Annotated in this window: 19 protein-coding genes; 16 read left to right on the forward strand and 3 right to left on the reverse strand. The window is 62.5% G+C overall.

Annotation, left to right across the window (positions count from 1 at the left end; translation table 11 throughout):
- Positions 1 to 6: 6 nt before the first annotated feature.
- From mraY to ileS, 14 genes are all read left to right on the forward strand, one after another.
- Positions 7 to 1119, forward strand: a complete 1113-nt coding sequence (gene mraY, locus J5Y21_RS00355; protein ID WP_210571611.1) for a phospho-N-acetylmuramoyl-pentapeptide-transferase — start codon at positions 7 to 9, stop codon at positions 1117 to 1119.
- Positions 1116 to 2564 (forward strand): UDP-N-acetylmuramoyl-L-alanine--D-glutamate ligase, encoded by a 1449-nt coding sequence (murD, locus tag J5Y21_RS00360; RefSeq protein WP_210571612.1) that lies wholly within the window; start codon positions 1116 to 1118, stop codon positions 2562 to 2564. Before mraY ends, murD begins: the two co-directional genes overlap by 4 nt.
- A gap of 136 nt (positions 2565 to 2700) precedes the next feature.
- Positions 2701 to 4236 (forward strand): putative peptidoglycan glycosyltransferase FtsW, encoded by a 1536-nt coding sequence (locus J5Y21_RS00365; RefSeq protein ID WP_210571833.1) that lies wholly within the window; start codon positions 2701 to 2703, stop codon positions 4234 to 4236.
- A gap of 21 nt (positions 4237 to 4257) precedes the next feature.
- A complete protein-coding gene (gene murG / locus J5Y21_RS00370) occupies positions 4258 to 5328 on the forward strand; it encodes an undecaprenyldiphospho-muramoylpentapeptide beta-N-acetylglucosaminyltransferase (protein ID WP_349236891.1) in 1071 nt (356 codons plus the stop codon).
- Complete coding sequence (gene murC / locus J5Y21_RS00375) at positions 5325 to 6830, forward strand: UDP-N-acetylmuramate--L-alanine ligase (RefSeq protein WP_210571613.1); 1506 nt, start codon at positions 5325 to 5327, stop codon at positions 6828 to 6830. Before murG ends, murC begins: the two co-directional genes overlap by 4 nt.
- Before the next feature lie 6 nt (positions 6831 to 6836).
- Positions 6837 to 7616, forward strand: a complete 780-nt coding sequence (locus tag J5Y21_RS00380; protein WP_210571614.1) for an FtsQ-type POTRA domain-containing protein — start codon at positions 6837 to 6839, stop codon at positions 7614 to 7616.
- A 170-nt stretch (positions 7617 to 7786) separates the two neighbouring features.
- The gene (ftsZ, locus tag J5Y21_RS00385; protein WP_210571615.1) at positions 7787 to 9091 is read left to right on the forward strand and encodes a cell division protein FtsZ; all 1305 of its coding nucleotides are present in this window, start codon (positions 7787 to 7789) and stop codon (positions 9089 to 9091) included.
- Between the two features lie 14 nt (positions 9092 to 9105).
- Positions 9106 to 9855, forward strand: coding sequence for a peptidoglycan editing factor PgeF (gene pgeF, locus J5Y21_RS00390; RefSeq protein ID WP_246874795.1), 750 nt, complete (start codon positions 9106 to 9108; stop codon positions 9853 to 9855).
- Entirely contained in the window at positions 9856 to 10593 is a 738-nt protein-coding gene (locus J5Y21_RS00395; RefSeq protein ID WP_210571618.1) for a YggS family pyridoxal phosphate-dependent enzyme, read from the forward strand.
- A gap of 55 nt (positions 10594 to 10648) precedes the next feature.
- Entirely contained in the window at positions 10649 to 11107 is a 459-nt protein-coding gene (sepF, locus tag J5Y21_RS00400) for a cell division protein SepF (RefSeq protein WP_210571620.1), read from the forward strand.
- A 54-nt stretch (positions 11108 to 11161) separates the two neighbouring features.
- A complete protein-coding gene (locus J5Y21_RS00405; protein WP_210571839.1) occupies positions 11162 to 11446 on the forward strand; it encodes a YggT family protein in 285 nt (94 codons plus the stop codon).
- A gap of 163 nt (positions 11447 to 11609) precedes the next feature.
- Positions 11610 to 12572, forward strand: coding sequence for a DivIVA domain-containing protein (locus J5Y21_RS00410; protein WP_210571622.1), 963 nt, complete (start codon positions 11610 to 11612; stop codon positions 12570 to 12572).
- A gap of 99 nt (positions 12573 to 12671) precedes the next feature.
- Positions 12672 to 14192: an ATP-binding protein gene (locus J5Y21_RS00415; RefSeq protein ID WP_246874796.1), complete on the forward strand. Its 1521-nt coding sequence runs from the start codon at positions 12672 to 12674 to the stop codon at positions 14190 to 14192.
- Between the two features lie 415 nt (positions 14193 to 14607).
- Positions 14608 to 17772 carry an isoleucine--tRNA ligase gene (gene ileS / locus J5Y21_RS00420; protein WP_210571624.1) on the forward strand — a complete coding sequence of 1055 codons (3165 nt, stop codon included), beginning with the start codon at positions 14608 to 14610 and terminating at the stop codon, positions 17770 to 17772.
- Between the two features lie 159 nt (positions 17773 to 17931).
- Here ileS and J5Y21_RS00425 read toward each other — a convergent pair whose 3' ends face one another.
- Complete coding sequence (locus J5Y21_RS00425) at positions 17932 to 18111, reverse strand: hypothetical protein (RefSeq protein ID WP_210571626.1); 180 nt, start codon at positions 18109 to 18111, stop codon at positions 17932 to 17934.
- Positions 18112 to 18196: 85 nt separating this feature from the next.
- Between J5Y21_RS00425 and J5Y21_RS00430 the strand changes: the two genes are divergently transcribed.
- Positions 18197 to 19591 carry a DNA polymerase IV gene (locus J5Y21_RS00430; protein WP_210571843.1) on the forward strand — a complete coding sequence of 465 codons (1395 nt, stop codon included), beginning with the start codon at positions 18197 to 18199 and terminating at the stop codon, positions 19589 to 19591.
- Here the strand turns inward: J5Y21_RS00430 and J5Y21_RS00435 are convergent.
- The gene (locus J5Y21_RS00435; protein WP_210571628.1) at positions 19521 to 20630 is read right to left on the reverse strand and encodes a HAMP domain-containing sensor histidine kinase; all 1110 of its coding nucleotides are present in this window, start codon (positions 20628 to 20630) and stop codon (positions 19521 to 19523) included. The two genes, J5Y21_RS00430 and J5Y21_RS00435, sit on opposite strands and share 71 nt — an antisense overlap.
- A gap of 16 nt (positions 20631 to 20646) precedes the next feature.
- Positions 20647 to 21336 (reverse strand): response regulator transcription factor, encoded by a 690-nt coding sequence (locus tag J5Y21_RS00440; RefSeq protein ID WP_210571630.1) that lies wholly within the window; start codon positions 21334 to 21336, stop codon positions 20647 to 20649.
- 51 nt (positions 21337 to 21387) lie between these two features.
- Between J5Y21_RS00440 and J5Y21_RS00445 the strand changes: the two genes are divergently transcribed.
- Positions 21388 to 22287 (forward strand): DUF418 domain-containing protein, encoded by a 900-nt coding sequence (locus J5Y21_RS00445; protein WP_210571632.1) that lies wholly within the window; start codon positions 21388 to 21390, stop codon positions 22285 to 22287.
- Positions 22288 to 22299: the final 12 nt, after the last annotated feature.

A 22299-nucleotide genomic window follows, 5' to 3' on the forward strand; every position in this document is an offset into this window, starting at 1 on the left:
CCAACCATGACCCAGATCATCATGTCGGGGGCTATCAGCTTCCTCGTCGCAATCTTCACCACACCGCTGTTGATCCGGTACTTCACCAATGCTGGAAAAGGTCAGGAAATCCGTGAGGACGGTCCGGCCTCCCACATCCGCAAACGCGGCACGCCGACGATGGGCGGCATCGCGATCCTGCTCGGCATTCTCGTCGCCTATCTCGTCGTGGGCATCTGGGGGCAGGCCACTGGCCACGGGGGCTTCACTGCATCTGGCCTGCTGGTGCTGGGGTTGACCATGTGTCTGGGCTTGCTCGGTTTCGCCGATGATGGAATCAAGCTCTTCTTCAACCGCAACCTCGGGCTGAATAAGACCGCGAAGCTTATCGGCCAGCTCGTGGTGTCGCTCGTTTTCGGCTTCCTGCTCCTGCAGTTCCCGCAGGACCGCACCGGCCTGACACCGGGTTCGACGAAGCTGAGCTTCATTCGCGATATCGAGACCTTCGATATCGCCGTCGGTGGTGCAGTCCTGGGCACGATTTTCTTTTTGATCTTCGTCTACTTCCTCATCGCCGCATGGTCGAATGCGGTGAACTTGACCGACGGCCTCGACGGGCTCGCTGCCGGTTCCACCTCGCTGGTGATGTTCGGCTACACCTTGATCACCTTCTGGCAGTTCCGGAATTCCTGCGCCCAAGCGCCGGGTGCCGGCTGCTACGACGTGCGCGATCCGCTCGATTTGGCGGTGTTGTGTTCCGCGGGCCTCGGCGCCTGCATCGGCTTCCTGTGGTGGAATGCCGCGCCCGCGAAGATTTTCATGGGCGATACCGGTTCTTTGGCTCTCGGCGGACTGGTGGCCGGCGTGTCCATCGCCAGCCGCACCGAGGTTCTGATGGTCGTCATCGGTGCTCTGTTCGTCATGGAGGCAGCGTCCGTGGTCATCCAGGTGCTGGTGTTCAAGACCAGCGGTAAGCGCGTGTTCCGCATGGCGCCGTTCCACCACCACTTTGAAAACGGTGGCTGGGCAGAGACCACCGTGGTGGTCCGTTTCTGGGTCATGTGCGCCATCGCCGTCGTGCTCGGCCTGGCTGTGTTCTACACCGATTGGCTCTCCGCCACCGGAGTGAATCTGGCATGAGCGACAGCATTCACTCCACCACGAGCGTGAACGAGACTTTCTCCATCCTGCTTTCCGGCGGAGTTCTCGTCGCCGGAGCCGGAGTGTCCGGCATGGGAACCGCGAAGCTGCTTCGTGAGGCGGGCGTTTTCTTCGCTGTCGCCGACGACAACGAAGCTAACCGCGCAGCCGTGCACGAAGCGACCGGCTGCCGCACCATGACGACGGCGGAAGCCGCCGAGCGGGTCACCGAGTACCCGCTCGTGGTCACCTCTCCGGGTTGGCGCCCGAATTCTCCGCTCCTCCTCGCCGCGCAGGACATGGACTGCACGGTGATCGGCGATGTCGAGCTGTGCTTCCTGTTCGACCAGAACAGCTTCTTCGGCCCGCCGCGCGACTGGCTCGTGGTCACCGGCACCAACGGCAAGACGACCACGACGGGCATGCTCGCCCGCATCATGGAGGAAGCGGGGGAATACACCGGTAAGCGCGCGACAGCCTGCGGCAATATCGGTATCGCGGTCGGCGACGCGCTGTTGAGCACACCGCGCATCGACGTCCTCGTCGCCGAGCTGTCCAGCTTCCAGCTCCACTGGTCCCACGACCTCACCGCTGATGCCGGCGTGCTGCTCAACCTTGCCGATGACCACATCGACTGGCACGGCAGCTTCGACGCCTACGCGGAAGCGAAAGCGAAGGTCTTCGGTTATTCGACAGCCGTCGCTGGCATCGACGACGAGCACGTGTGGAGCTACGCCGAGAAATCCGGCCGCGCGGACATCATCGGTTTCACGCTCAACGAACCGCAGGACAACCAGGTCGGCATCATCGACGGCACGATTGTCTCGCGGATCGGATCAGCGACGACGGAGATCACGCGTATCGACGGCATCGAGCCCGCCGGCACCGCCGGCACGCTCGATGCGCTGGCCGCTGCGGCTGTGGCTATTACCCGTGGCGCCACCCCGGAACAGATCGACCGCGCATTGCACTCCTACGAAGTGTCGGGGCACAGGGGAGCGGTAGTTCACACCGACAACAGCATCGATTGGATCGACAATTCCAAAGCGACCAACCCCCATGCGGCAGATTCGGCCCTCAACGGTGTCGAAGGACAGATCGTGTGGATTGCGGGCGGCCGGCTCAAGGGCGCTGAGATCGACCAGCTTGTCGCCGACCATGCCCAGCAATTCAGGGCAGTCGCTTTGCTGGGGGTGGACAGGGAACAGATCGCACGCGCCGTCGATAAGCATGCCCCCGAAATTCCTGTCTTCCTGACAGATAGCGCGGACCCCGAAGAAGCTATGCGTGCTGTCGTGGAATTCGCGGCGGAGCAGGCTCGCCCGGGTGACTCGGTGATCCTCGCGCCGGCTGCCGCGAGCCTGGATATGTACTCGGGAATGGCGCAGCGCGGAAATATCTTCGCTGACGCTGCGCGCGCCCTCGCCGGAAAACGCGACGTTTAAGGCAGTCTGAAACACGATGACCACAGCAGCTCAGCGCCCACCACGGCCACACCAGCCCCGTAAGCCGCATGCGAAACAGGCACAGCGGCCTACGCGACCGCGCCAGCGTGCCGCTGCCGGGCAGCACTCGTCCGGCATGGCGCGTGCGCTGTCCCGCATGAACGCGTGGATGGATGCGCGTCCGCTGCTCGATTACACGATGGTGCGCACGATCGTGCTCGTGCTCGCCGGTCTCGGCGTGGTCATGGTGACCAGCTCCTCGATGACGTGGTCCGCGCTCAACGATTCTTCTGTGTGGGCCCAGCCGCTCAAGCAGGTCATCGTTGTCACACTGGGCCTGTTCATGTTCTGGGTCGCGCTGCAAATTCCTCCCGAGCGGGTGCAGAAGATCGCGCTGATCCTGATGGTGCTATCGATTCTGCTGCTCATCGCGGTGCTCCTGCCCGGCGTGGGCACCGGGCGTGAGGAAGTGGGCTCCCAGTCGTGGATCTATATCGGCGGCTTCCAGCTGCAACCTTCGGAGGTGGCCAGGGTGGCCATTTGTGTGTGGGGTGCGTCGATTCTGGCGAATAAGGACCCGCGCCGCATGTTCGACATGACCAACGGCTTCGTGCCGTTCGCCGCCGTCGCGGTGCTGTGCGTCGGGCTCATTGCCGCGCAGGGCGACCTGGGCATGGCCGTGTCGTTCTGTATCGTCGTCGCGTTCATCCTCGTCTTCGCTGGCATTTCCTGGAAGTTCATCGGCGTTGTCGCCGCTTTCGGTGTGCTGCTCTTCGCCGGCGTCATGGCTGCCGGCGGATACCGTTCCCAACGCTTCCACGTCTACTTCGACGCGCTCTTCGGCCATTTCGAAGACACCCGCGGCGTAGCGTTCCAGTCCTACCAGGGCTTCTTGTCGCTGGCGGACGGTTCCGTATTCGGTGTTGGTCTCGGCCAGTCCCGCGCGAAGTGGTTCTACCTCCCGGAGGCGAAGAACGACTTCATCTTCGCGGTCATCGGCGAGGAGCTCGGCCTGTGGGGCGGGGCCTTGGTGATCATCCTGTTCACCATGCTGCTCTTCTTCGGTCTGCGCACCGCGCGTCTTGCCGCGAACCAGTACCAGGCTCTTCTGGCGGCCTCGATCACCACTGGAATTGTCTCCCAGGCATTCATCAATATCGGTTATGTCATCGGCCTGCTTCCGGTGACCGGTATTCAGCTGCCCATGATCTCCGCCGGCGGCACCTCGGCAGTGATCACCCTCGGCGCAATGGGTCTGGTCGCCTCCGTCGCCCGTCACGAGCCGGGTGCTGTGTCCTCGATGCAGAACTATGGCCGGCCGTTGTTCGATCGTCTCTTCTTCCTCCGCGAGCCGACCGCGAGCGAGCCACGTCAGCGCGCCGCCGCACGGCCGGGGAAGAAACAGCAGTCGAAGCAGCAGACGAATGACAGCCGCTACGGCACCCCGGTCACTGCGCGTCGCCGTCCCGCGCCGGAGGCACGTGCGGCCCAACACGAAGGACAGCGGCGGGGCCGTGCTCAGGCCCCGACCCGCAGCAGTGGCCGCGGCGATGTCCGTGGCGGTGCCCGCACTGGCGCACGTCCGGCGGCCCGGACGCGATACGATGAGCCACGCGCGCGACGTGAGCCCCGGAACCACCGGAACGCACACGACACCCGCCGCGCCGGATAGTAAAGGCGGTTGAATCACCCAGTGACAGCACGACACATCGTGGTGGCCGGCGGCGGCACTGCCGGCCACATTGAACCAGCTTTGGCAGTGGCGGAAGTCCTGCGCGACTCCTTTGGTGCCGAGGTCACCGCGCTGGGCACTGAGAAGGGCCTGGAGACGACGATCATTCCCGCCCGCGGTTTCCCGCTCGAGCTCATCGAGCCCGTGCCGATCCCGCGCAAGAAGCCGCTGAAGCTGCTCGGCGTGCCTGCGAAACTCATTCGCTCCGTGGCACAGACTCGCGCGGCGCTGAAAAAGGCCAAGGCTGACGCGGTTTTCGGCACCGGCGGCTATGTGTCAGCTTCTGCGTATCTGGCAGCGAAATCGCTGCGCATTCCCTTCTATGTTCTGGAGACCAATGCGCTGGCGGGCATGGCGAACAAGCTCGGCGTGAAGCTCGGTGGCACCGGTTTCAATGCCGTGCCTCATTCAGGCATGCCAGGCGAGGTCCTCGGCATTCCCGTTCGCCCGGGTGTCGGTGTGGACACCGACGGTGTGAAGGCAGAGCGTGGCTACAAAATGTGGAACCTGGATCCGCAGCGCCCGACAGTGCTGGTGACCGGTGGCTCGCAAGGAGCACGCAGCATCAATACCGCACTCGAGGGCGCGGTCGGCCCGCTTGTCGCTGCCGGCTATCAGGTGCTGCACGCCTACGGCCAGAAGAATGACGCGCCGGCCGAGCACGACCACTACACGGCTGTGCCGTACATCGACGACATGGAAGCGGCCTACGCCGTAGCCGATGTGGTCATTTGCCGGTCGGGCGCGATGACGGTGGCGGAGAATTCTGCGGCGGGCGTCCCCGCGATCTACATTCCGCTGCCGCACGGCAACGGAGAGCAAGGACTCAATTCGGCGCATGTCGTCGAGGCAGGGGCGGCAGTGCGTATCGACGACGCCGACCTGACCCCCGAGGCCCTCGTCGACGCTGTCACTGAAATCCTCGGCCCCGGCGGTACCGCTTCTGCCATGCGTGCGGCGTTGGATGACTCCGGGGCAGGCAATGCGGCGGAGGAAATCGCCCGGCGCATCATCGGAGAAAGGACATCATGACTTCTGCGGCACCCATCGCCCTCTCCCGGGTCCACCTGATCGGCATTGGCGGTTCCGGCATGTCGGGCGTTGCCCGCATCTTGCTTGACCGCGGCTCTGTGGTCACGGGCTCCGATGTGAAAGACTCCCGCCCCGTCCGCGCCCTGCGCGCACAGGGCGCCACCATTGCGGTCGGGCACGCGGCGGAGAACCTCGAACTGTCTGGGCAGTTGCCGACTGTCGTGGTGACGAGTTTCGCGGCCATTCCGAAAGACAACCCGGAGCTTCTCGCCGCCGCGGAGCACGGCATTCCGGTGATCCGCCGCTCGGATTTGCTGGGCGAGCTCATGGAGGGCTACACCCAAGTCCTCTTCGCCGGCACCCACGGCAAGACATCAACGACGTCGATGGCGGTCGTCGCCCTTCAGGCAGCGGGGGAGGACCCCTCCTTCGCCATCGGCGGTCAACTCAACCGGGCTGGCACGAATGCGCACCACGGCGGCGGCCACATCTTCGTGGCGGAAGCCGATGAATCCGATGCGTCGCTGCTGCGCTACCGCCCGTCGGTCGCTGTGATCACGAATATTGAGCCGGATCACCTCGACTATTTCGGCAATGCGGAAAGCTACTACCAAGTATTCGACGAATTTGCGGACCGCCTTCCCGACGATGGCACGCTGGTTGTCTGCCTCGACGATGAGGCGACGGTGCGGTGCGGCCTGCGCGCGCAGGAGCGCGGAATCACGGTGCTGGGCTACGGCACGGACACCGCAGCTGCCCGTCACCCGGAGATCCTGGCTGGAGCGGTGATCACCGACGAGTCGGCCGACGGCCATCTCACCGAGGTCGCCGTTGACTTGCGCCTCCAAGGCCACGAGGGCACGGTGGCGTACCACCTCGCGCTGCCAGGTCGTCACATGGTGCTCAATTCCGCCGCAGCGCTTTTGTCCTGCGCGATCGCTGGCGCGGATCCGCGAAAGCTCGCCGAAGGTTTGAGTAGCTTCACTGGTGTGCGCCGCCGTTTCGAGCTGCGCGGGGAGATCACCGCGGGGCCGCAGACCGGCACCCGGGTCTACGACGATTACGCGCACCATCCGACGGAGGTGCACGCCGTTGTGTCCGCCGCGCGCGGCAAGGTCGAATCCGAAGGCAACGGCGCCCGCGTCGTCGTGTGCTTCCAACCGCACCTGTACTCGCGCACGCAGGCCTTCGCGCAGGAATTCGCCGAGGCGCTTTCGCTTGCCGACGCCGCTGTGGTCCTCGATATCTTCGGCGCCCGCGAGGCTCCTGTGGAAGGAGTGGATTCCCGAATCATTACCCAGCACATTGCCGATGGCACTGAGACTGTTTATGAGCCGGATTTCTCCCGCGCGCCAGCCACTGTGCGCTCCGTGACCCAGCCGGGCGACGTTGTAATCACCATGGGCGCCGGCACCGTCACCATGCTCGCCGACCCGATCCTCGAGGCGCTGGCGGGCACTGACACAGCCTCCGGTTCCACCGATGGTGAGGAAGCGAACTAAACACCCATGTCCACAGCCGTGAACCCGTCCAGCAGCGATGATCGGAACGACGATCGCACCCTTGACAGCGGACAAGCGAAGAACGTAGACCGGCAACGCCGAAATGCTGCCCGCGGCCGCCGTGAGCTGCCGTGGCGCCGGATCGCGGGGATCACGGCAGTCGGTGTGGTCGTCCTGGCGCTGCTGTGGGCGATCGTCTATTTCACGCCGTTGTTCTCTGTGAAGAACGTGGCGGTGGAAGGCAACGAGCACCTCGACGAAGAGGCAGTCGTCTCCGCCGCCGGCGTCGCCGAGGGCACGCCCTTAGCGCAGGTGAATATGCGCCAGACGGCGTCGAATGTGGTCTCCCTGCCGTGGGTGAAATCCGCGACTGCAACGCGGAAATGGCCGTCGACAATCTCCGTGAAGGTGGAAGAGAACACCGCCGTCGCATACCGCGCTGCGTCGGACGGCACCCACCTCATTGACCCGGAGGGCAAGGAATTCGCGGTCGACACTCCTCCGGAGGACGCAGTGGAGCTGACCGGCGCTGCTGATTCAGATGAATCCGTGCGCAAAGACGCCGTGGACATCGCCGCGGCTCTCAGCGAGAACGGGCGCGCCGCGGTGACATCCATCGAGGCGAAGTCGAAATACCAATTCGTGCTCAATCTCAAAGACGACCGCACCGTCGTGTGGGGCGCGAGCGAAGACAACAAAAATAAATCCCTGGCGTTGGACACCGTGCTTCAGCGCGAAGGAAAAGAATTCAACGTGACCAACCCGCGGCAGATCACCGTCAAATAGAGACGTTCAAATAGAGACGTTTCTACAAAAGTCCAGGTCATAAACCCTAAAGTATAGGTTGAGGGTGCCGACACGCCGAAAGAATTCGCCGAAATGCCGCATCGTTTAGTCATGATGGGAGGCGTCTTTGAATCACATGTCCCCGTTATCTGAAAGGCGAGCACACACCCATGACCTCACCTAGCAACTACCTCGCCATGATCCGCGTTGTCGGTGTCGGCGGCGGCGGTGTCAACGCAGTGAACCGCATGATCGAAGAGGGCCTGAAGGGTGTCGAGTTCGTCGCCATCAACACGGACTCCCAGGCACTCCTGTTCACCGATGCGGACACCAAGCTCGACATTGGCCGTGAGGCGACCCGCGGTCTCGGTGCAGGCGCTAACCCGGAGGTCGGCCGCACCTCCGCCGAGGACCACAAGCAGGAGATCGAGGAATCCCTCAAGGGTTCCGACATGGTCTTCGTCACCGCCGGCGAGGGCGGCGGCACGGGTACGGGCGCGGCACCGGTGGTTGCCGGCATCGCCAAGAAGATGGGCGCACTCACCATCGGTGTGGTCACCCGACCGTTCTCCTTCGAGGGCAAGCGCCGCACCCGCCAGGCGCTCGAGGGCATCGACGCTCTGAAGGAAGTCTGCGACACCGTCATCGTCATTCCGAACGACCGCCTGCTGCAGCTGGGTGAAGCAGACCTGTCGATGATGGAAGCGTTCCGCGCTGCCGACGAGGTGCTCTACAACGGTGTTCAGGGCATCACGAACCTGATCACCATCCCGGGCATGATCAACGTCGACTTCGCTGACGTTCGCTCCGTCATGGCCGATGCCGGCTCCGCGCTCATGGGCGTGGGCTCGGCCCGCGGCGAGAACCGCGTCATGGCTGCCACCGAGCAGGCCATCAACTCCCCGCTGCTGGAGACCACCATGGAGGGCGCCAAGGGCGTGCTCATCTCCGTGGCCGGCGGTTCCGATCTCGGCCTCATGGAAGTCAACAACGCCGCCTCCATCGTTGAGGAGAAGGCCGACGAAGATGCCAACATCATCTTCGGCACGATCATCGATGACAACCTGGGCGACGAGGTCCGCGTGACCATTATCGCCACCGGCTTCGACGAGAAGGCCAACGCTCGTCCGCAGGCACCGGGCCAGGAGCAGGCAGGCCAGGGCTCCACCCAGGTTGTGGAGACCCAGCAGGTCCAGGTTGAGCCGGCCGCTGCCGCCGAGACCCCGACTCCGGCACCGTCCTCGAGCTCCCTGTTCGAGTCCAGCGACCGTCAGGAACCCGCTGACGCACCCGTGGCTGAGGAGTACACGCCGCGCCACCGTTACGACGAATCCCGCGGCGGCCTGTTCACCAATTCCGACCGTGGCTCCGACCGTGAGTACGACCGTGAGTACCGCACGACCCGCCGCTACGAGGACACCCGCGATTCCCGCGGTGGTGATGACGACCTCGACGTGCCGGACTTCCTCCGGTAGTAGCCTTGGGTGTCATGATTGACACCACCAGCCGCCCCGTCCGCATGCTGTTCACCAGCCGTGCGGGCGGGGTTTCTGCATCCCCGTATGATTCCTTCAACCTCGGCGATCACGTCGGCGACGACGAGCGGGCAGTCTCAGCTAACCGTGCGCGTCTCGCCGATATCGCCGGGCTCTCCCCGGAGCAGTTCGTGTGGATGGAGCAGTTGCACACCAATAACGTCACCGTCGTCGACGGGCCGCAGGATGGCCCAGTCGAGGCGACCGACGCGATCGTGACCACCAAGCAGAACCTGGCGTTGTGCGTGCTGGTCGCCGACTGCGTTCCTGTGCTGCTGTCCGACCACAATGCCGGGGTAGTGGCGGCAGTGCACGCCGGACGACTCGGCGCCCGCAACGGGATCGTGCCGCGCGCGGTGGAGAAAATGCGAGAGCTCGGCGCAGAACCTGCGAATATTCAAGCGCTCCTCGGACCCGCCGCGGCGGGCGAATCCTACGAGGTGCCGCAAGAAATGGCCGATGATGTGGAGAAACACCTGCCGGGCTCCCGCACACGGACCAAGAAGGGCACGCCGGGGTTGGATATCCGCGCTGGCCTGGTGCGGCAGTTGATGGCGGCGGGCGTGACCCACATCGATGCGGATCCGCGCGATACCGTCACCGACGATTCCTTCTTCTCCTACCGACGTGAAGGTACCACTGGACGCCAGGCGGGCGTGATCTGGTTGACGGGCAAATCTGTTGATTCCGGGGAGGAGAACTAAGTGGAATTCACCGATGAGCGCCGTGCCGACATCGCGGCAAAATGGGAGCAGCTCCAGTCCCAGGTGCGCGCGGCCGAAGAAGAAGCGGGCCGGATGCCCGGCAGCGTGAGCATTCTTCCGGTCACCAAATTCCATCCGGCGTCCGATGTCGCCGTGCTGGCGGAACTGGGCATTGACCTCGTGGGGGAGAACCGCGAACAAGAGGCGCGCGGCAAGGTCGAGGAACTCACCGCCGCCGGAGTGGAGATGCGTTTCGCGATGATCGGCCAGATCCAGTCGAAAAAGGCCAATGCCGTCGCACGCTGGGCGAGCGAAGTCCACTCCGTCGATTCGGTGAACCTGGCGAACGGCCTCGACCGCGGGATGGGGCTGGCTCTCGAGCGCGGCGACCGCACCACGGACACATTGCCGTGCTTGATCCAGCTGTCATTCGACAACGACACCAACCGCGGGGGAGTGCCGCATGACGACGCAGAGCTGCTTGATTCCGTGGTCGCCGCCGTCGATACGGCCGAGCATTTGCTTTTCGACGGCTTCATGGTGGTCCCGCCCCGTGAGGCCGAGCCGGGGGAGGTGTTCGCGGCGTCGAAAAGCATCTGCGATGCATACGCGGAAAAGCTCGGCCGTTCCCTGCGGCTGTCAGCGGGAATGTCCGGTGATTTTGAAGATGCAATTGCTCACGGATCGACCGTCGTGCGTGTCGGAACCGGGCTGTTGGGAGCACGGCCCGTAGGCTGACGAACAACGCTAGATCGACTCCCCAAAACAGCCCGCGAACAGGAGACTTACGCGCATGTCCTTCTCTAACAGCCTCAAGGAATTCTTCGGCATCGGCCAGTACGACCCGGCAATGGACCCGTACTACGATGACCCGGCGTACGAAGAAGCTGGCGCCGGCGCGTACTCCCGCACCGCGACCGCTGCTGAGCCCCGCACCCGCGAGCGCGAGTACAGCTACGAGCCGCGCGACTACTCCGCGGCGATCATCAGCGTCCGTCCGCGCAACTACAACGACGCTAAGGAGATCGGTGAGCCGTTCCGTGATGGCGATGCAGTGGTCATGGACCTGTCCAACGTGGATAAGCCGACCGCAATGCGCCTGATCGACTTCGCTGCTGGCCTGTGCTTCGCTGCCCGCGGCAAGATGCACAAGCTGTCCCGCACCGGCGATGAGCATCTCGTGTTCGCCATCGTTCCGGAGAATGCGCGCACCACCGTCAGCGAGCTCGAGCGCGCTGCGCACATCCGTTAGTTCACTGCTAATTCATTTGGCGTACCCGCCTAGGTAGGGTGGGGTCCCGTGAATATGCTCGGAGCCGTTCTCTATTCAATCGTCGGTCTGTACACGCTTTTCGTGATCATCCGGCTGATCATCGAGATGATCCAGTCGTTCTCCAAGCACTTCGACCCGCCGCGCTGGTTCATGGTGGCGGGCGAGTTCTTCTTTGTTGTCACGGACCCGCCGATCAAACTCCTGCGCAGGTACATCCCGCCGCTGCCGCTCGGTGGCGTCGCGTTGGATGTCAGCGTGATCGTGCTGTTCCTCGCCCTCGCGGTGCTTCAAGCGTTGATCCGTGGCATCTTGCTGTAGTGGCAAAACTGCAGAGCGGTTAAATCCCGGAAAATAAAATTCTGAAACTCACCCTCGGGTAAACGTTGAGGGTATAACTACTGTCAGCTAGGCTTTAAGCCTAGACCGTGCCACTGGCCCGATCGGGGCTGGCAAAAAACGTCATTACTTGAAGGGAACGCAAATGCCGCTGACACCAGCTGACGTGCACAATGTCGCTTTCAGCAAGCCGCCGATTGGCAAGCGTGGCTACAACGAGGACGAAGTCGATCAGTTCCTCGACCTCGTTGAGGATACTCTCGCCCAGCTGCAGGATGAGAACGACGATCTTCGCGCACGCATCGAGGAGCTCGGCTCCGGCAGCGGTGCACCGGCTGCGGCAGCTGTCGCTCAGCCGTCCAACCAGGTTGACGAGAATGCGATCCGCCAGGAGATCGAGGCTAAGCTCCGCAAGGAGTACGAGGCACGTCTGAAGGATGCCGAGGACGAGGCCAAGGCAGCCCGTTCCCGCGCCGAGGCCGCAGATGCCGAGATTCGCTCCGCACGCGAAGAGGCTGCGCAGGCACGCAAGCAGGCCGAGGCATCCCAGAAGAGCGACGCACAGGCTCAGGGCATTTCCCGCCCGGTCAGCCAGCAGCAGCCGAAGACCACCGGCGAGGCACACATCCAGGCCGCTCGCGTTCTCGAGCTGGCGCAAGAGACCGCCGACCGTCTCACCCGCGAAGCTGCCGAAGAGTCCGAGCGCGTTGTTGCCGATGCACGCGCCAACGCCACCACTCAGGTGTCCGACGCAGAGAAGAAGGCCGCCGAGACCACCAAGGCCGCCGAGCAGCGTGCTAGCCAGCTCGTCAGCGACGCTGAGCGCAAGGCTGAGGAGACCACCAACGACGCTAACTCCCGCGCCGAGGCACAGATCCGCCAGGCTGAGGAGCAGGCTTCCAAGCTGAAGAGCGACGCTGAGCGCAAGCACACCGAGATCATGAACACGGTCAAGCAGCAGCAGACCGCACTCGAGTCCCGCATTTCCGAGCTGCGCACCTTCGAGCGCGAGTACCGCACCCGCCTGAAGACCCTGCTCGAGTCCCAGCTCGAGGAGCTGGAGACCCGCGGCACCTCCGCTCCGAGCGGCGATGTGACGCAGAAATAAGCGCTCTCTATAGTCAGTTTGCTGAGGCCCGACCGGTGAACCGGTCGGGTCATTTTGCTGTTAAACCAGCGTGTCTTCTGCCAACCTAAGTAAGTTAGGTTGAAGGGTGGAATTTTTGAACTTATTGGTTCAGACGATACAGGCGGAGGCGGACCAATCTTGGTATCTGGTGAACAGGATCTAATGCTGTTAGAGAGCTTGGCTGCGCAGGTGAGCGAAACTGAGACTATTGAGTTCAAAGAAAACCTCAGTGATGCAGAGAAAAGTGGCCGTTATATTTCCGCCCTGTCTAATTCTGCGGTGTTGCAAGAGCAACCACGCGGCTATTTGGTGTGGGGGATTGAAAATGCTACTCACGCGTTAGTAGGGACGCATTTCGACGCTGGTGCCGTGAAAGTTGGTAATCAATCGTTGGAACCGTGGCTGGCGTCAATGCTTGACCCTGTTCCCGGCTTTGTTTTTCGAAAGGTCGAGAAGGAAGGCAAGAAATTTGTAATTCTTGAGATTTGGCCAGCTCCCGGCAACGCCGTGAAGTTTAAGAATATTCCGTACATGCGGTTAGGCAGTCATGTGAAGCGCCTTGCTGACCATCCATCTGAGGAGAAGCGCCTTTATCGTCTGCTGACGGCGGGTTCGGTCGAGTCTCACATTGCTCGTGCTGACTTGCAGGTGGAGCAAGCAATTAAATTGATCGACACGGACCAGTATTTCTCTTTGCAAGGTTTGCCACGCCCGGATTCTGATGAACTAGTACGGGATCACCTACTGGCTGATGGTCTATTGAGTGAACAGCCAAACGGCCAGTACTCTGTCACAAACTTGGGTGCTTTGCTGTTCGCTAACGATTTAAGAGAGTTTCCCCAAGTACAAAGAAAAGCTTTGAGAGTTATCCGCTACCAGGGCTTTAATAAACTGTCCGCTAATAAGGAAAAGTTGTTCTTAGCGGGATATGCTTCGGGTTTTGAAGCGTATATGGAATATATCGAGGTGTTGATTCCCTCTAATGAATTCATTGGAGCGGCTCTTCGAATTGATAAGCCGATGTATCCGCTTGTTGCGGTTCGCGAACTAGTCGCAAATGCGCTGATCCATCAAGACCTTAGTTTCACTGGTGTTTCGCCGATCGTCGAGATTTATGACGATCGTATTGAGGTATCAAACCCCGGCGTACCGCTGATTGAACTAGACAGGTTCGTTGATTCGCCGCCCCGTTCCAGAAACGAAGCTCTTGCGTCTTTAATGCGCCGTGTGGGAATATGCGAAGAACGTGGCAGTGGCTGGGACCGCATCGCAGCAGAGGTTGAGCTGCATCAACTGCCCGCTCCGCGAGTGCGTACTTCAAGTGAGAACACGATTGTTCAGCTTCAGTCCCCGCGTGAATTATCAAAGATGGACAATGAAGAGAAGGCGTGGGCAGTCTACCTGCATTCCTGCCTTCAGTACGTATCGAATTCAGATACGAATAATCAATCGATTCGTGAACGGTTCGGGCTATCGGCTAAACAAAGTCAGAAGGCAAGTTCTCTCATACGGCTTGCCATGGATTATGAGTATCTGATCCCGAAGGACCCTAACGCTGGCCGAAAGAATATGCGCTACCTTCCGTACTGGGCTCGGTAAGGCTCTCAAGTTTGTTATAAATGTATTTTCCTTCTGACATCATTCAGCCCTTTGAACTGCAGGTTTCTTTTTCGCTTCAGAGCTCCGGTGCGTGCCGTGTTCTTAAAAAATGTGCCATCTAAGCGTGATTGAAACAGCATGTTGAACTACCCATTGCGCACTGCTTGAAGGGGAGAGCTACACTGACCCATGTCAGAACCAGACACGCATTGATCCGGCCATCACTGGGGAGCGTTTCCGGAAGAACAGCCATACAGCCTATTTCGCGCCACTGGCCCAGTAGAACCGGACGTGCATAGGGATACGTCAATCCTTCACCACAATGAAGTGGGAATTTCCCCATCCGGGAAGTTCCAAGCGGGGTGGTACCGCGCAGCCTGCTGCGTCCCCGCGCGATGATGTGCGTGGAGGAATCATGGCAGACAAGCAAGGTGTCGGCGGCGTGTACCCCAAGGTCGATATGACCGGGGGCTCGTCGAAATTCCCGGAGATGGAGCAGATCGTCCTGGATTATTGGAACCAGGACGGCACTTTCCAAGCCAGCCTTGAAAACCGCGAGGGCTGCGAGGAATACGTCTTCAACGACGGCCCGCCTTTCGCGAACGGTCTGCCGCACTATGGCCACCTGCTCACCGGTTATGTGAAGGACATCGTTCCGCGCTACCGCACCATGACGGGCTACCATGTACCGCGCGTGTTCGGCTGGGACTGTCACGGCCTGCCCGCCGAGCTTGAGGCGGAGAAGCAGCTGGGCATCACCGACAAGGCCCAGATTGAGGACATGGGTCTGGCCAAGTTCAACGAGTACTGCGGCAAGTCGGTGATGCACTACGCCGACGAGTGGGAGGACTACGTCACCCGCCAGGCACGCTGGGTGGACTTCAACAACGGCTACAAGACGATGGACCCGGAATACATGGAGTCCGTCATGTGGGCATTCAAGGAGCTCTACGACAAGGGCCTGATCTACCAGGGCTTCCGCGTCCTGCCGTATTCCTGGGCCGAGCACACGCCGCTGTCGAACCAGGAGACGCGCCTCGACGACGCGTACAAGGAGCGCCAGGATCCGACGGTCACCGTCACGTTCCCGATCAAGGATGCCAAGGGGCACGAGGAGCTTATCGACGCCGCCTTCATCGGCTGGACCACCACCCCCTGGACGACGCCGTCGAACTTGGCTCTCGCTGTTGGGCCGGAGATCGAGTATGCACTGGTGCGCGTGGGCGAAGACACCTCCGTGCCGGAATTCGCCGGTGCGAAGCTGGTCTTGGCGTCTGACCTGATCAAGGCCTACGCCAAGGAGCTGGGGGAGAACCCGGAGGTGCTGGCCACCTACCGCGGAACCGATTTGGAGGGAATCACCTACGAGCCGCTCTTCGACTACTTCGCCGATGAGCCGAATGCCTTCCAGGTGCTGCTGGCCGATTACGTCACCACGGAGGACGGCACCGGTGTCGTCCACCAGGCACCCGCCTTCGGTGAAGACGATATGAATACCTGCGAGAAGTACGGCATCGGCCTGGTCATCCCGGTCGACGCGGACGGCAAGTTCACCTCCCAGGTTCCCGAATATGAGGGCAAGCTCGTCTTCGACGCTAACCGCGACATCATCCGCGACCTGAAGGCCCGCGGCCGTGTCGTGCGCGACCAGACCATCGTTCACTCCTACCCGCACTCCTGGCGTTCCGGCGAGCCTTTGATCTACATGGCTTTGCCAGCATGGTTTGTCAAGGTCGTCGACATCCGCGACCGCATGGTGGAACTGAACCAGGAGATCGACTGGATCCCGTCGCACATCCGTGACGGCCAGTTCGGCAAGTGGCTGGAGGGCGCCCGCGACTGGAATATCTCCCGCACCCGTTACTGGGGTTCCCCGGTGCCGGCGTGGGTGTCCGACAACCCGGAATACCCGCGCGTGGATGTCTACGGCTCCCTCGATGAGCTGGAGGCCGACTTCGGCGTCCGTCCGGAATCACTGCACCGCCCGTACATCGATGAGCTGACCCGCCCGAACCCGGACGACCCGACTGGGAAGTCCACCATGCGCCGCGTCCCGGATGTTCTGGACTGCTGGTTCGAGTCCGGCTCCATGCCATTTGCGCAGTACCACTACCCGTTCGAGAACAAGCAAGAATTCGACACCCGCCAGCCGGCGGACTTCATCGTCGAGTACTCCGGCCAGTCCCGCGGCTGGTTCTACGTCCAGCACGTGCTGTCCACCGCACTGTTTGACCGTGTGGCGTACAAGCAGGTCGTCGCCCACGGCATCGTGCTCGGCGAGGACGGCCTGAAGATGTCCAAGTCCAAGGGCAACTACCCGGACGTGAAGGAAGTCTTCGACCGCGACGGCTCGGATGCGATGCGCTGGTTCCTCATGTCCAGCCCGATCCTGCGCGGCGGCAACCTGATCGTCACCGAGCAGGGCATCCGCGACGGCGTGCGCCAAGCGATTCTGCCGTTCTGGAATGCCTACACGTTCCTGCAGCTCTACTCCGACCGTGAGGCAACCTGGGATACCAGTTCCGATAACGTGCTGGACCGCTACATCTTGGCCAAGCTGCACGACATGGTGAAGAACACCAGCTCAGCCCTCGAATCCACTGATATCTCCGGTGCATGCGAGGAAGTCCGTCTCTTCGCCGACACTTTGACCAACTGGTACGTGCGCCGCTCCCGCGACCGCTTCTGGGCGGGCCAGGACGAGCACCCGGAGGCATTCAATACCCTCTACACCGTGCTCGAGGTCCTTGCCCGGACCGCGGCTCCGCTGCTGCCGTACATCACCGAGGTCATGTGGCGCGGTCTCACCGGCGAACGCTCCGTGCATCTTGCCGATTACCCGAATGCGGACGACTTCCCGGCCGACGACGAGCTCGTCGCCGCGATGGACACCACCCGCGCTGTGTGCTCCGCTGCGTCCTCGCTGCGCAAGGCGAAGAAGCTGCGTAACCGCCTGCCGCTGCCGGGCCTGAAGGTCGCCCTGCCGGAGGCGGACACACTCGCCCCGTTCGAGTCGGTCATCCGTGACGAGGTCAACGTGAAGAACGTCGAACTCACCCAGGACGTCGCTTCCGCCGGTTCTTTCGACGTCGTCGTCAACGCGAAGGTCGCCGGCCCGAAGCTGGGCAAGGACGTCCAGCGCGCGATCAAGAACGTCAAGGCCGGCAATTACGTTCACGATGGCGAGAACGTCGTCGTCGACGGCGACCTGGTGCTCACTCCGGATCTGTACACCGAGCGCCTCGTCGCCGCAGACCCGGATTCGACCGCGCGCGTGGAGGGCATGGACGGCCTCGTCGTCCTAGACACCACCCTCACCGAGGAGCTGGAGGCCGAGGGCTGGGCCGCCGATGTCATTCGCGGCCTGCAGGACGCCCGCAAGAACGAAGGGCTTGAAGTCTCCGACCGCATTTCGGTCACCCTCCACGTCCCGGCGGACAAGGAGGAGTGGGCCAACCGCCACGCCGACCACATCGCGGCTGAGACGCTGGCCACCTCGTTCACCGTCACCACCGACGCCCACGATGCCGGCCACAAGGTCCTCGACGGCGTCACCGCGAACGTGACCAAGAACGGCTAAAAAAGAACAGCTAGCAAGCGCGCTTACGCCAAACACCTACTTCAGGCCACCTATCCACAACGTCGCGGAAAACCTCGCCGCAGAGCCCACGCTGTGAACAGGTACCTAGGAGTAGGTGTTTAGGCTTTTGTGGAGTTCAAGAGAAAAGACGTGGGGCACTTAAACGTCTTTCTCAAATGGATGGTGGACCGATTGGTCAACATGCGCATCATTTTCGGAGCGAAAACGCGCGTAGTCAACCTTTGGCGCGTTCTGAAAAGCTTCTAAGAGATCTTCTTTGAGCGCGTAGTACGGGCGTCGCGTCAGACGGTTATCCTGCAGTTCTTTCGCATCTGCCATGGTCAAAGTGTAACTCGTTGCTGCAAATGGGATCTTCAACCCGAACCTGCGGTCACCGGGCCTTCCGGCCTACGCTGGAATGGCTATGAATCGCTGGGTGCTGCACATCGACATGGACGCGTTCTACGCGTCCTGCGAGCAGTTGACCCGTCCGACGCTGCAGGGCCGGCCGGTGTTGGTCGCCGGGGTAACGGGTCGCGGAGTGGTCGCGGGTGCAAGTTACGAAGCGCGCAAATACGGGGCGCATTCGGCGATGCCGACGTATCGCGCGGTCCAGCTCGTCGGGCCGAAAGCCGTGCTGGTCACGCCGCGTCGGCCGGTGTACACCACGGCATCGCGCCGGGTCTTCGGGGTCATCGCGCGCCGGGTCGACGTCGTCGAGCAGCTGTCCATCGACGAGGCGTTCCTCGAGCCGCGTGAACTCGCGGGAGCGTCCCCCGACGAGGTCAAAAACTGGGCGGATAATCTTCGCGAAGAGATCCGCACGGAGACAGGTCTGCCCAGCTCCATCGGGGCGGGAACAGGCAAGCAGTACGCGAAGATCGGTTCGGGCCTGGCCAAGCCGGACGGCACGTTCATCATCCCGCGCGAGAAGCAGACGGAGATCCTCCACCCGCTGCCCGTCGGCGAATTATGGGGTGTCGGGCCCGTGACCGCGAATAAGCTCACCGGCATCGGGGTGGAGTCGATCGGCGATTTCGCGGCCATGAGCGAGCGCGAAGTGGAAGTAGCGCTGGGCGGGGTCGTAGCCAAGCAGCTGTGGACGCTGGCCCGCGGCATCGACGACCGCGAAGTCGCGCCGCGCGCGGAGTCGAAGCAGATCTCCGCCGAGCACACCTACCCGCGCGATCTGACAACGAAGAGCGAGGTCGAGGCCGCCATTAGGCGCGCGGCGGAAGGAGCGCACAAGCGGTTGCTTATCGACGGCCGCGGTGCCCGCACCGTCACCGTCAAACTCAAGATGGCTGATTTCCACATCGAATCGCGTTCCAGCACCTTGACCTACGCCACCGATGACATAGACACGCTCACGGCGGCGGCGTTCCGCATCGCCCGCTACCCGGACGAGCTCGGACCGATCCGTCTCGTCGGTGTGGGATTTTCCGGGTTAGAGACCGTCATGCAAGAAGTGCTCTTCCCGGAGCTCGACCGGGCGAATTTGCCCGAGCCGCAGACGGGGGAGATCCTTCCGGTCATGCCCACCGGCACGCGCGCGTGGGCGGCGACGCAGGATGTCCACCACTCCGAATTCGGCCACGGCTGGATTCAAGGAGCGGGTCACGGGTTCGTCACCGTACGGTTCGAGACCCGCGCGACAGGCCCTGGCCCGGTGAAGAACCTCCGCGCGGACGATCCCGATTTGAGCCCCGCCGACCCTGTCGCGTCGTTGGCATGGGAGGACTGGCTGGCTACGACTGAGGATGCTCCGGCCCAGATGGACGATGCCCCGGCGCCGGGTGAGCCGAACGCGGAAGGCTGAGCCGGGCGATGACACCTCCGCCGCGGCGCGGGGTGAGATCGAGGTGGCCGTGGTGGGAGGTGGCGATGGCGTCCACAAGCGCGAGTCCGAGACCGTGACCGGGCCCGGCTACTCGGTTCGCGCCGCGGGCGAAAGGTTCTTTGAGCTGGTTCAACTGCTCCGCGCTCAATTCGGGTCCGCCGTTAGACACTTCGATGACCGCCGTAGTTGCGTCAGTGAACAGACGCAGCTGTGTAGTTCCCTCCGTCCCGTGCGCATGCGCATTGCGCAGCAGGTTGTCCACGGCTTGGCGAATGAGAACAGGGTCGCCGGCGACGGTGACTGGTGCATCGCCGTGAGAGCTATCTGTGTCGGTCGTGGAGGTGATTGCGGAGACGGGCAGCGCATCGGTGAGGTCGAAGACCGACACATTTGGTGTCTGGGCGCGCGCGAGATCGAGGAGCGCGGAGACGGTTTCGGAGCTGCGCGCGTTCACGGTGCGAATCTGGGTGAGCGCCGCGCGCATCTCGTCTTCGCCGGCTTCGGGGGCAAGCGCCACGTCGGCGACGGTCTGAATGGTGGCGATGGGCGTTTTCAACTCATGCGACGCGTTGGCGGAGAAACGCTGCTGGCTGGCAATGGAAGCGGCGAGTGAATCCAGCATGGTGTCGAGTGCGTTGGCGAGGTCGCCGACCTCGTCGTTAGCGCCGGCGTAGCCCGTGCGTTGGTCCAAGTTCCCGGCGGTGACCTGACGCGCAGATTGCGCGATACCGGTCAAGGGAGTGATCGCCCAGCCAGCGACGAACCAGCCGATCGCGCCAGCCAACACGGTGAGAACAGCCAGCGTGGTCAGCGACACCGTGAGCACGACCTTCAAGATGTCGTCTGTGACAGGAACGGCACCGCTGATCGCCGCATCGTCGGAGAAGACTGCTTCGAACGGCACCGGAGTGAGCTTCAAATAGGCGTACATCACCGCGATGAGAATGCCGCCGACACCGGCGACGGTGAGAACGAATAGCAAAGTGATGCGGGCGCGCAGGCTCAACGCTTTTTTCATGAGTCCATCTCCGCTTTCATGAGTCCATCTCTGCGGGGTCGGCGGCGAAATACCCTTCGCCAGGCAGAGTGTGAATGATCCATGGTTCGCCGAGCTTGCGCCGCAAATACGAGATGGTCACACGCGGGGAGTTGGTGAAGGGGTCGGCGTTGGCATCCCACGCTTCCTCGAGCAGCTCCTCGGCGGAGAGCACCGCGCCGCCGGCCTCCATGAGGACTTTGAGGACGGCGAATTCTTTGGGGGACAGGTTGATCTCGTTACCGGCGCGCATGACGCGCTTGCGGGTCTCGTCGAGACGCACGTCCCCGCACACCAGCACTGAATTGCGCTGCGGGGAGGAGCGGCGCGACAGGGCGGTCACGCGGGCGATGAGTTCGGGCAGCTCGAAAGGCTTGGGCAGGTAGTCATCGGCGCCGAGCTCGAAACCGCTCAAGCGGTCGTCCAATGTCCCGGCGGCGGTGAGCATGAGCACTCGGATATGCGGGTAGTCAGCGACGATCCGTGCGCAGATCTCATCGCCATGCACGCCGGGTAGGTCGCGGTCGAGAACCACGACATCCACATCTGCGGCGTGGGAGGTGAGGTGGGTCAGGGCTTGTGTGCCGTCGTAAAGCGCGGAAGCGTCGAAATTCTCCCTGCTCAACGCGGTCGCTATAGCGTCGGCGAGGAAGGTCTCGTCTTCGACGATGAGTACGCGCGAGGTCATGTTTTGTGATCTTAACGCTCTCGCAACATCGCCCTGAATAGCGTGCGAAGCATGCCAAAACGGATTGTAGGAATCGATGTGTGCCGCGCGGTCGCGCTCATCGCGATGATGGCCGCGCATTTGACGACGACGGGCGCGAACACCCTCGGGATCACCGGTCAGTTGCTGTACGGCTTTCCCGCGGCACTGTTCGCCTTCCTGGCGGGTATGTCCATGAAGCTCATGGCGCGTTCTGCTGGGCCGCTGCAGTTCACCGTTCGCGGGGTGCTGCTCATCGCGCTGCACTTTGCGCTCGTGCCGTTTGCGGGCGAGATCACCGTCGTCCTGCTTCCCATTGGCATGTCCATGATCGCGCTCGGGTGGATCACTGGCTGGGACGTGCGCGCGAAACTCGCGCTGTGCGTGGCGCTGTCGGTGGCCTCGGGGCTGATCTACCAGTTCGGTCTCGAACCGTGGTCGCTCTTCGGTCCGCCGTATCCGCTGGTGATGTGGGCGGCGTTGATGACCGCGGGAATGGTCGCCGAAGAACGTGTTTTGCCCTCGCGCACCGCCACTGTTGTTGCGGCTGTGGCTGGCGCCGTTATCGCCGCGCTCGTGGTGGTCGTGCGACTGAACTTCATCGTGCCGTCCGCATGGCTGGAGCCGAACGGGCATACCGGCGGGCTGCTGGATATTGCCGGTTCGGTCGGCATGTCACTCGCCGTGCTGGGCCTGTGCAGTTTTGTCCCGCGGTCGTGGGTGATGCAGCCGCTCGGTTCGATGTCGCTCACCATCTACTGCCTGCACATGCTCAGCGCCCAGTGGCTGAGCTTCACCGTCAGCGTCATCATCGCCGCTGTCTTCGCCGTCGCGTGGTCGGCCTTCTTCCGCCGCGGACCGATGGAATCGGCGATGCGCTGGTGCATCGACCGAATCACAGCTCTGGTGCCAAAGCCGGCATCAACCTCGTAGAACTCTTTGAAG

The organism is Corynebacterium sp. Marseille-P3884 (assembly GCF_017942225.1).
Lineage (GTDB): Bacteria > Actinomycetota > Actinomycetes > Mycobacteriales > Mycobacteriaceae > Corynebacterium.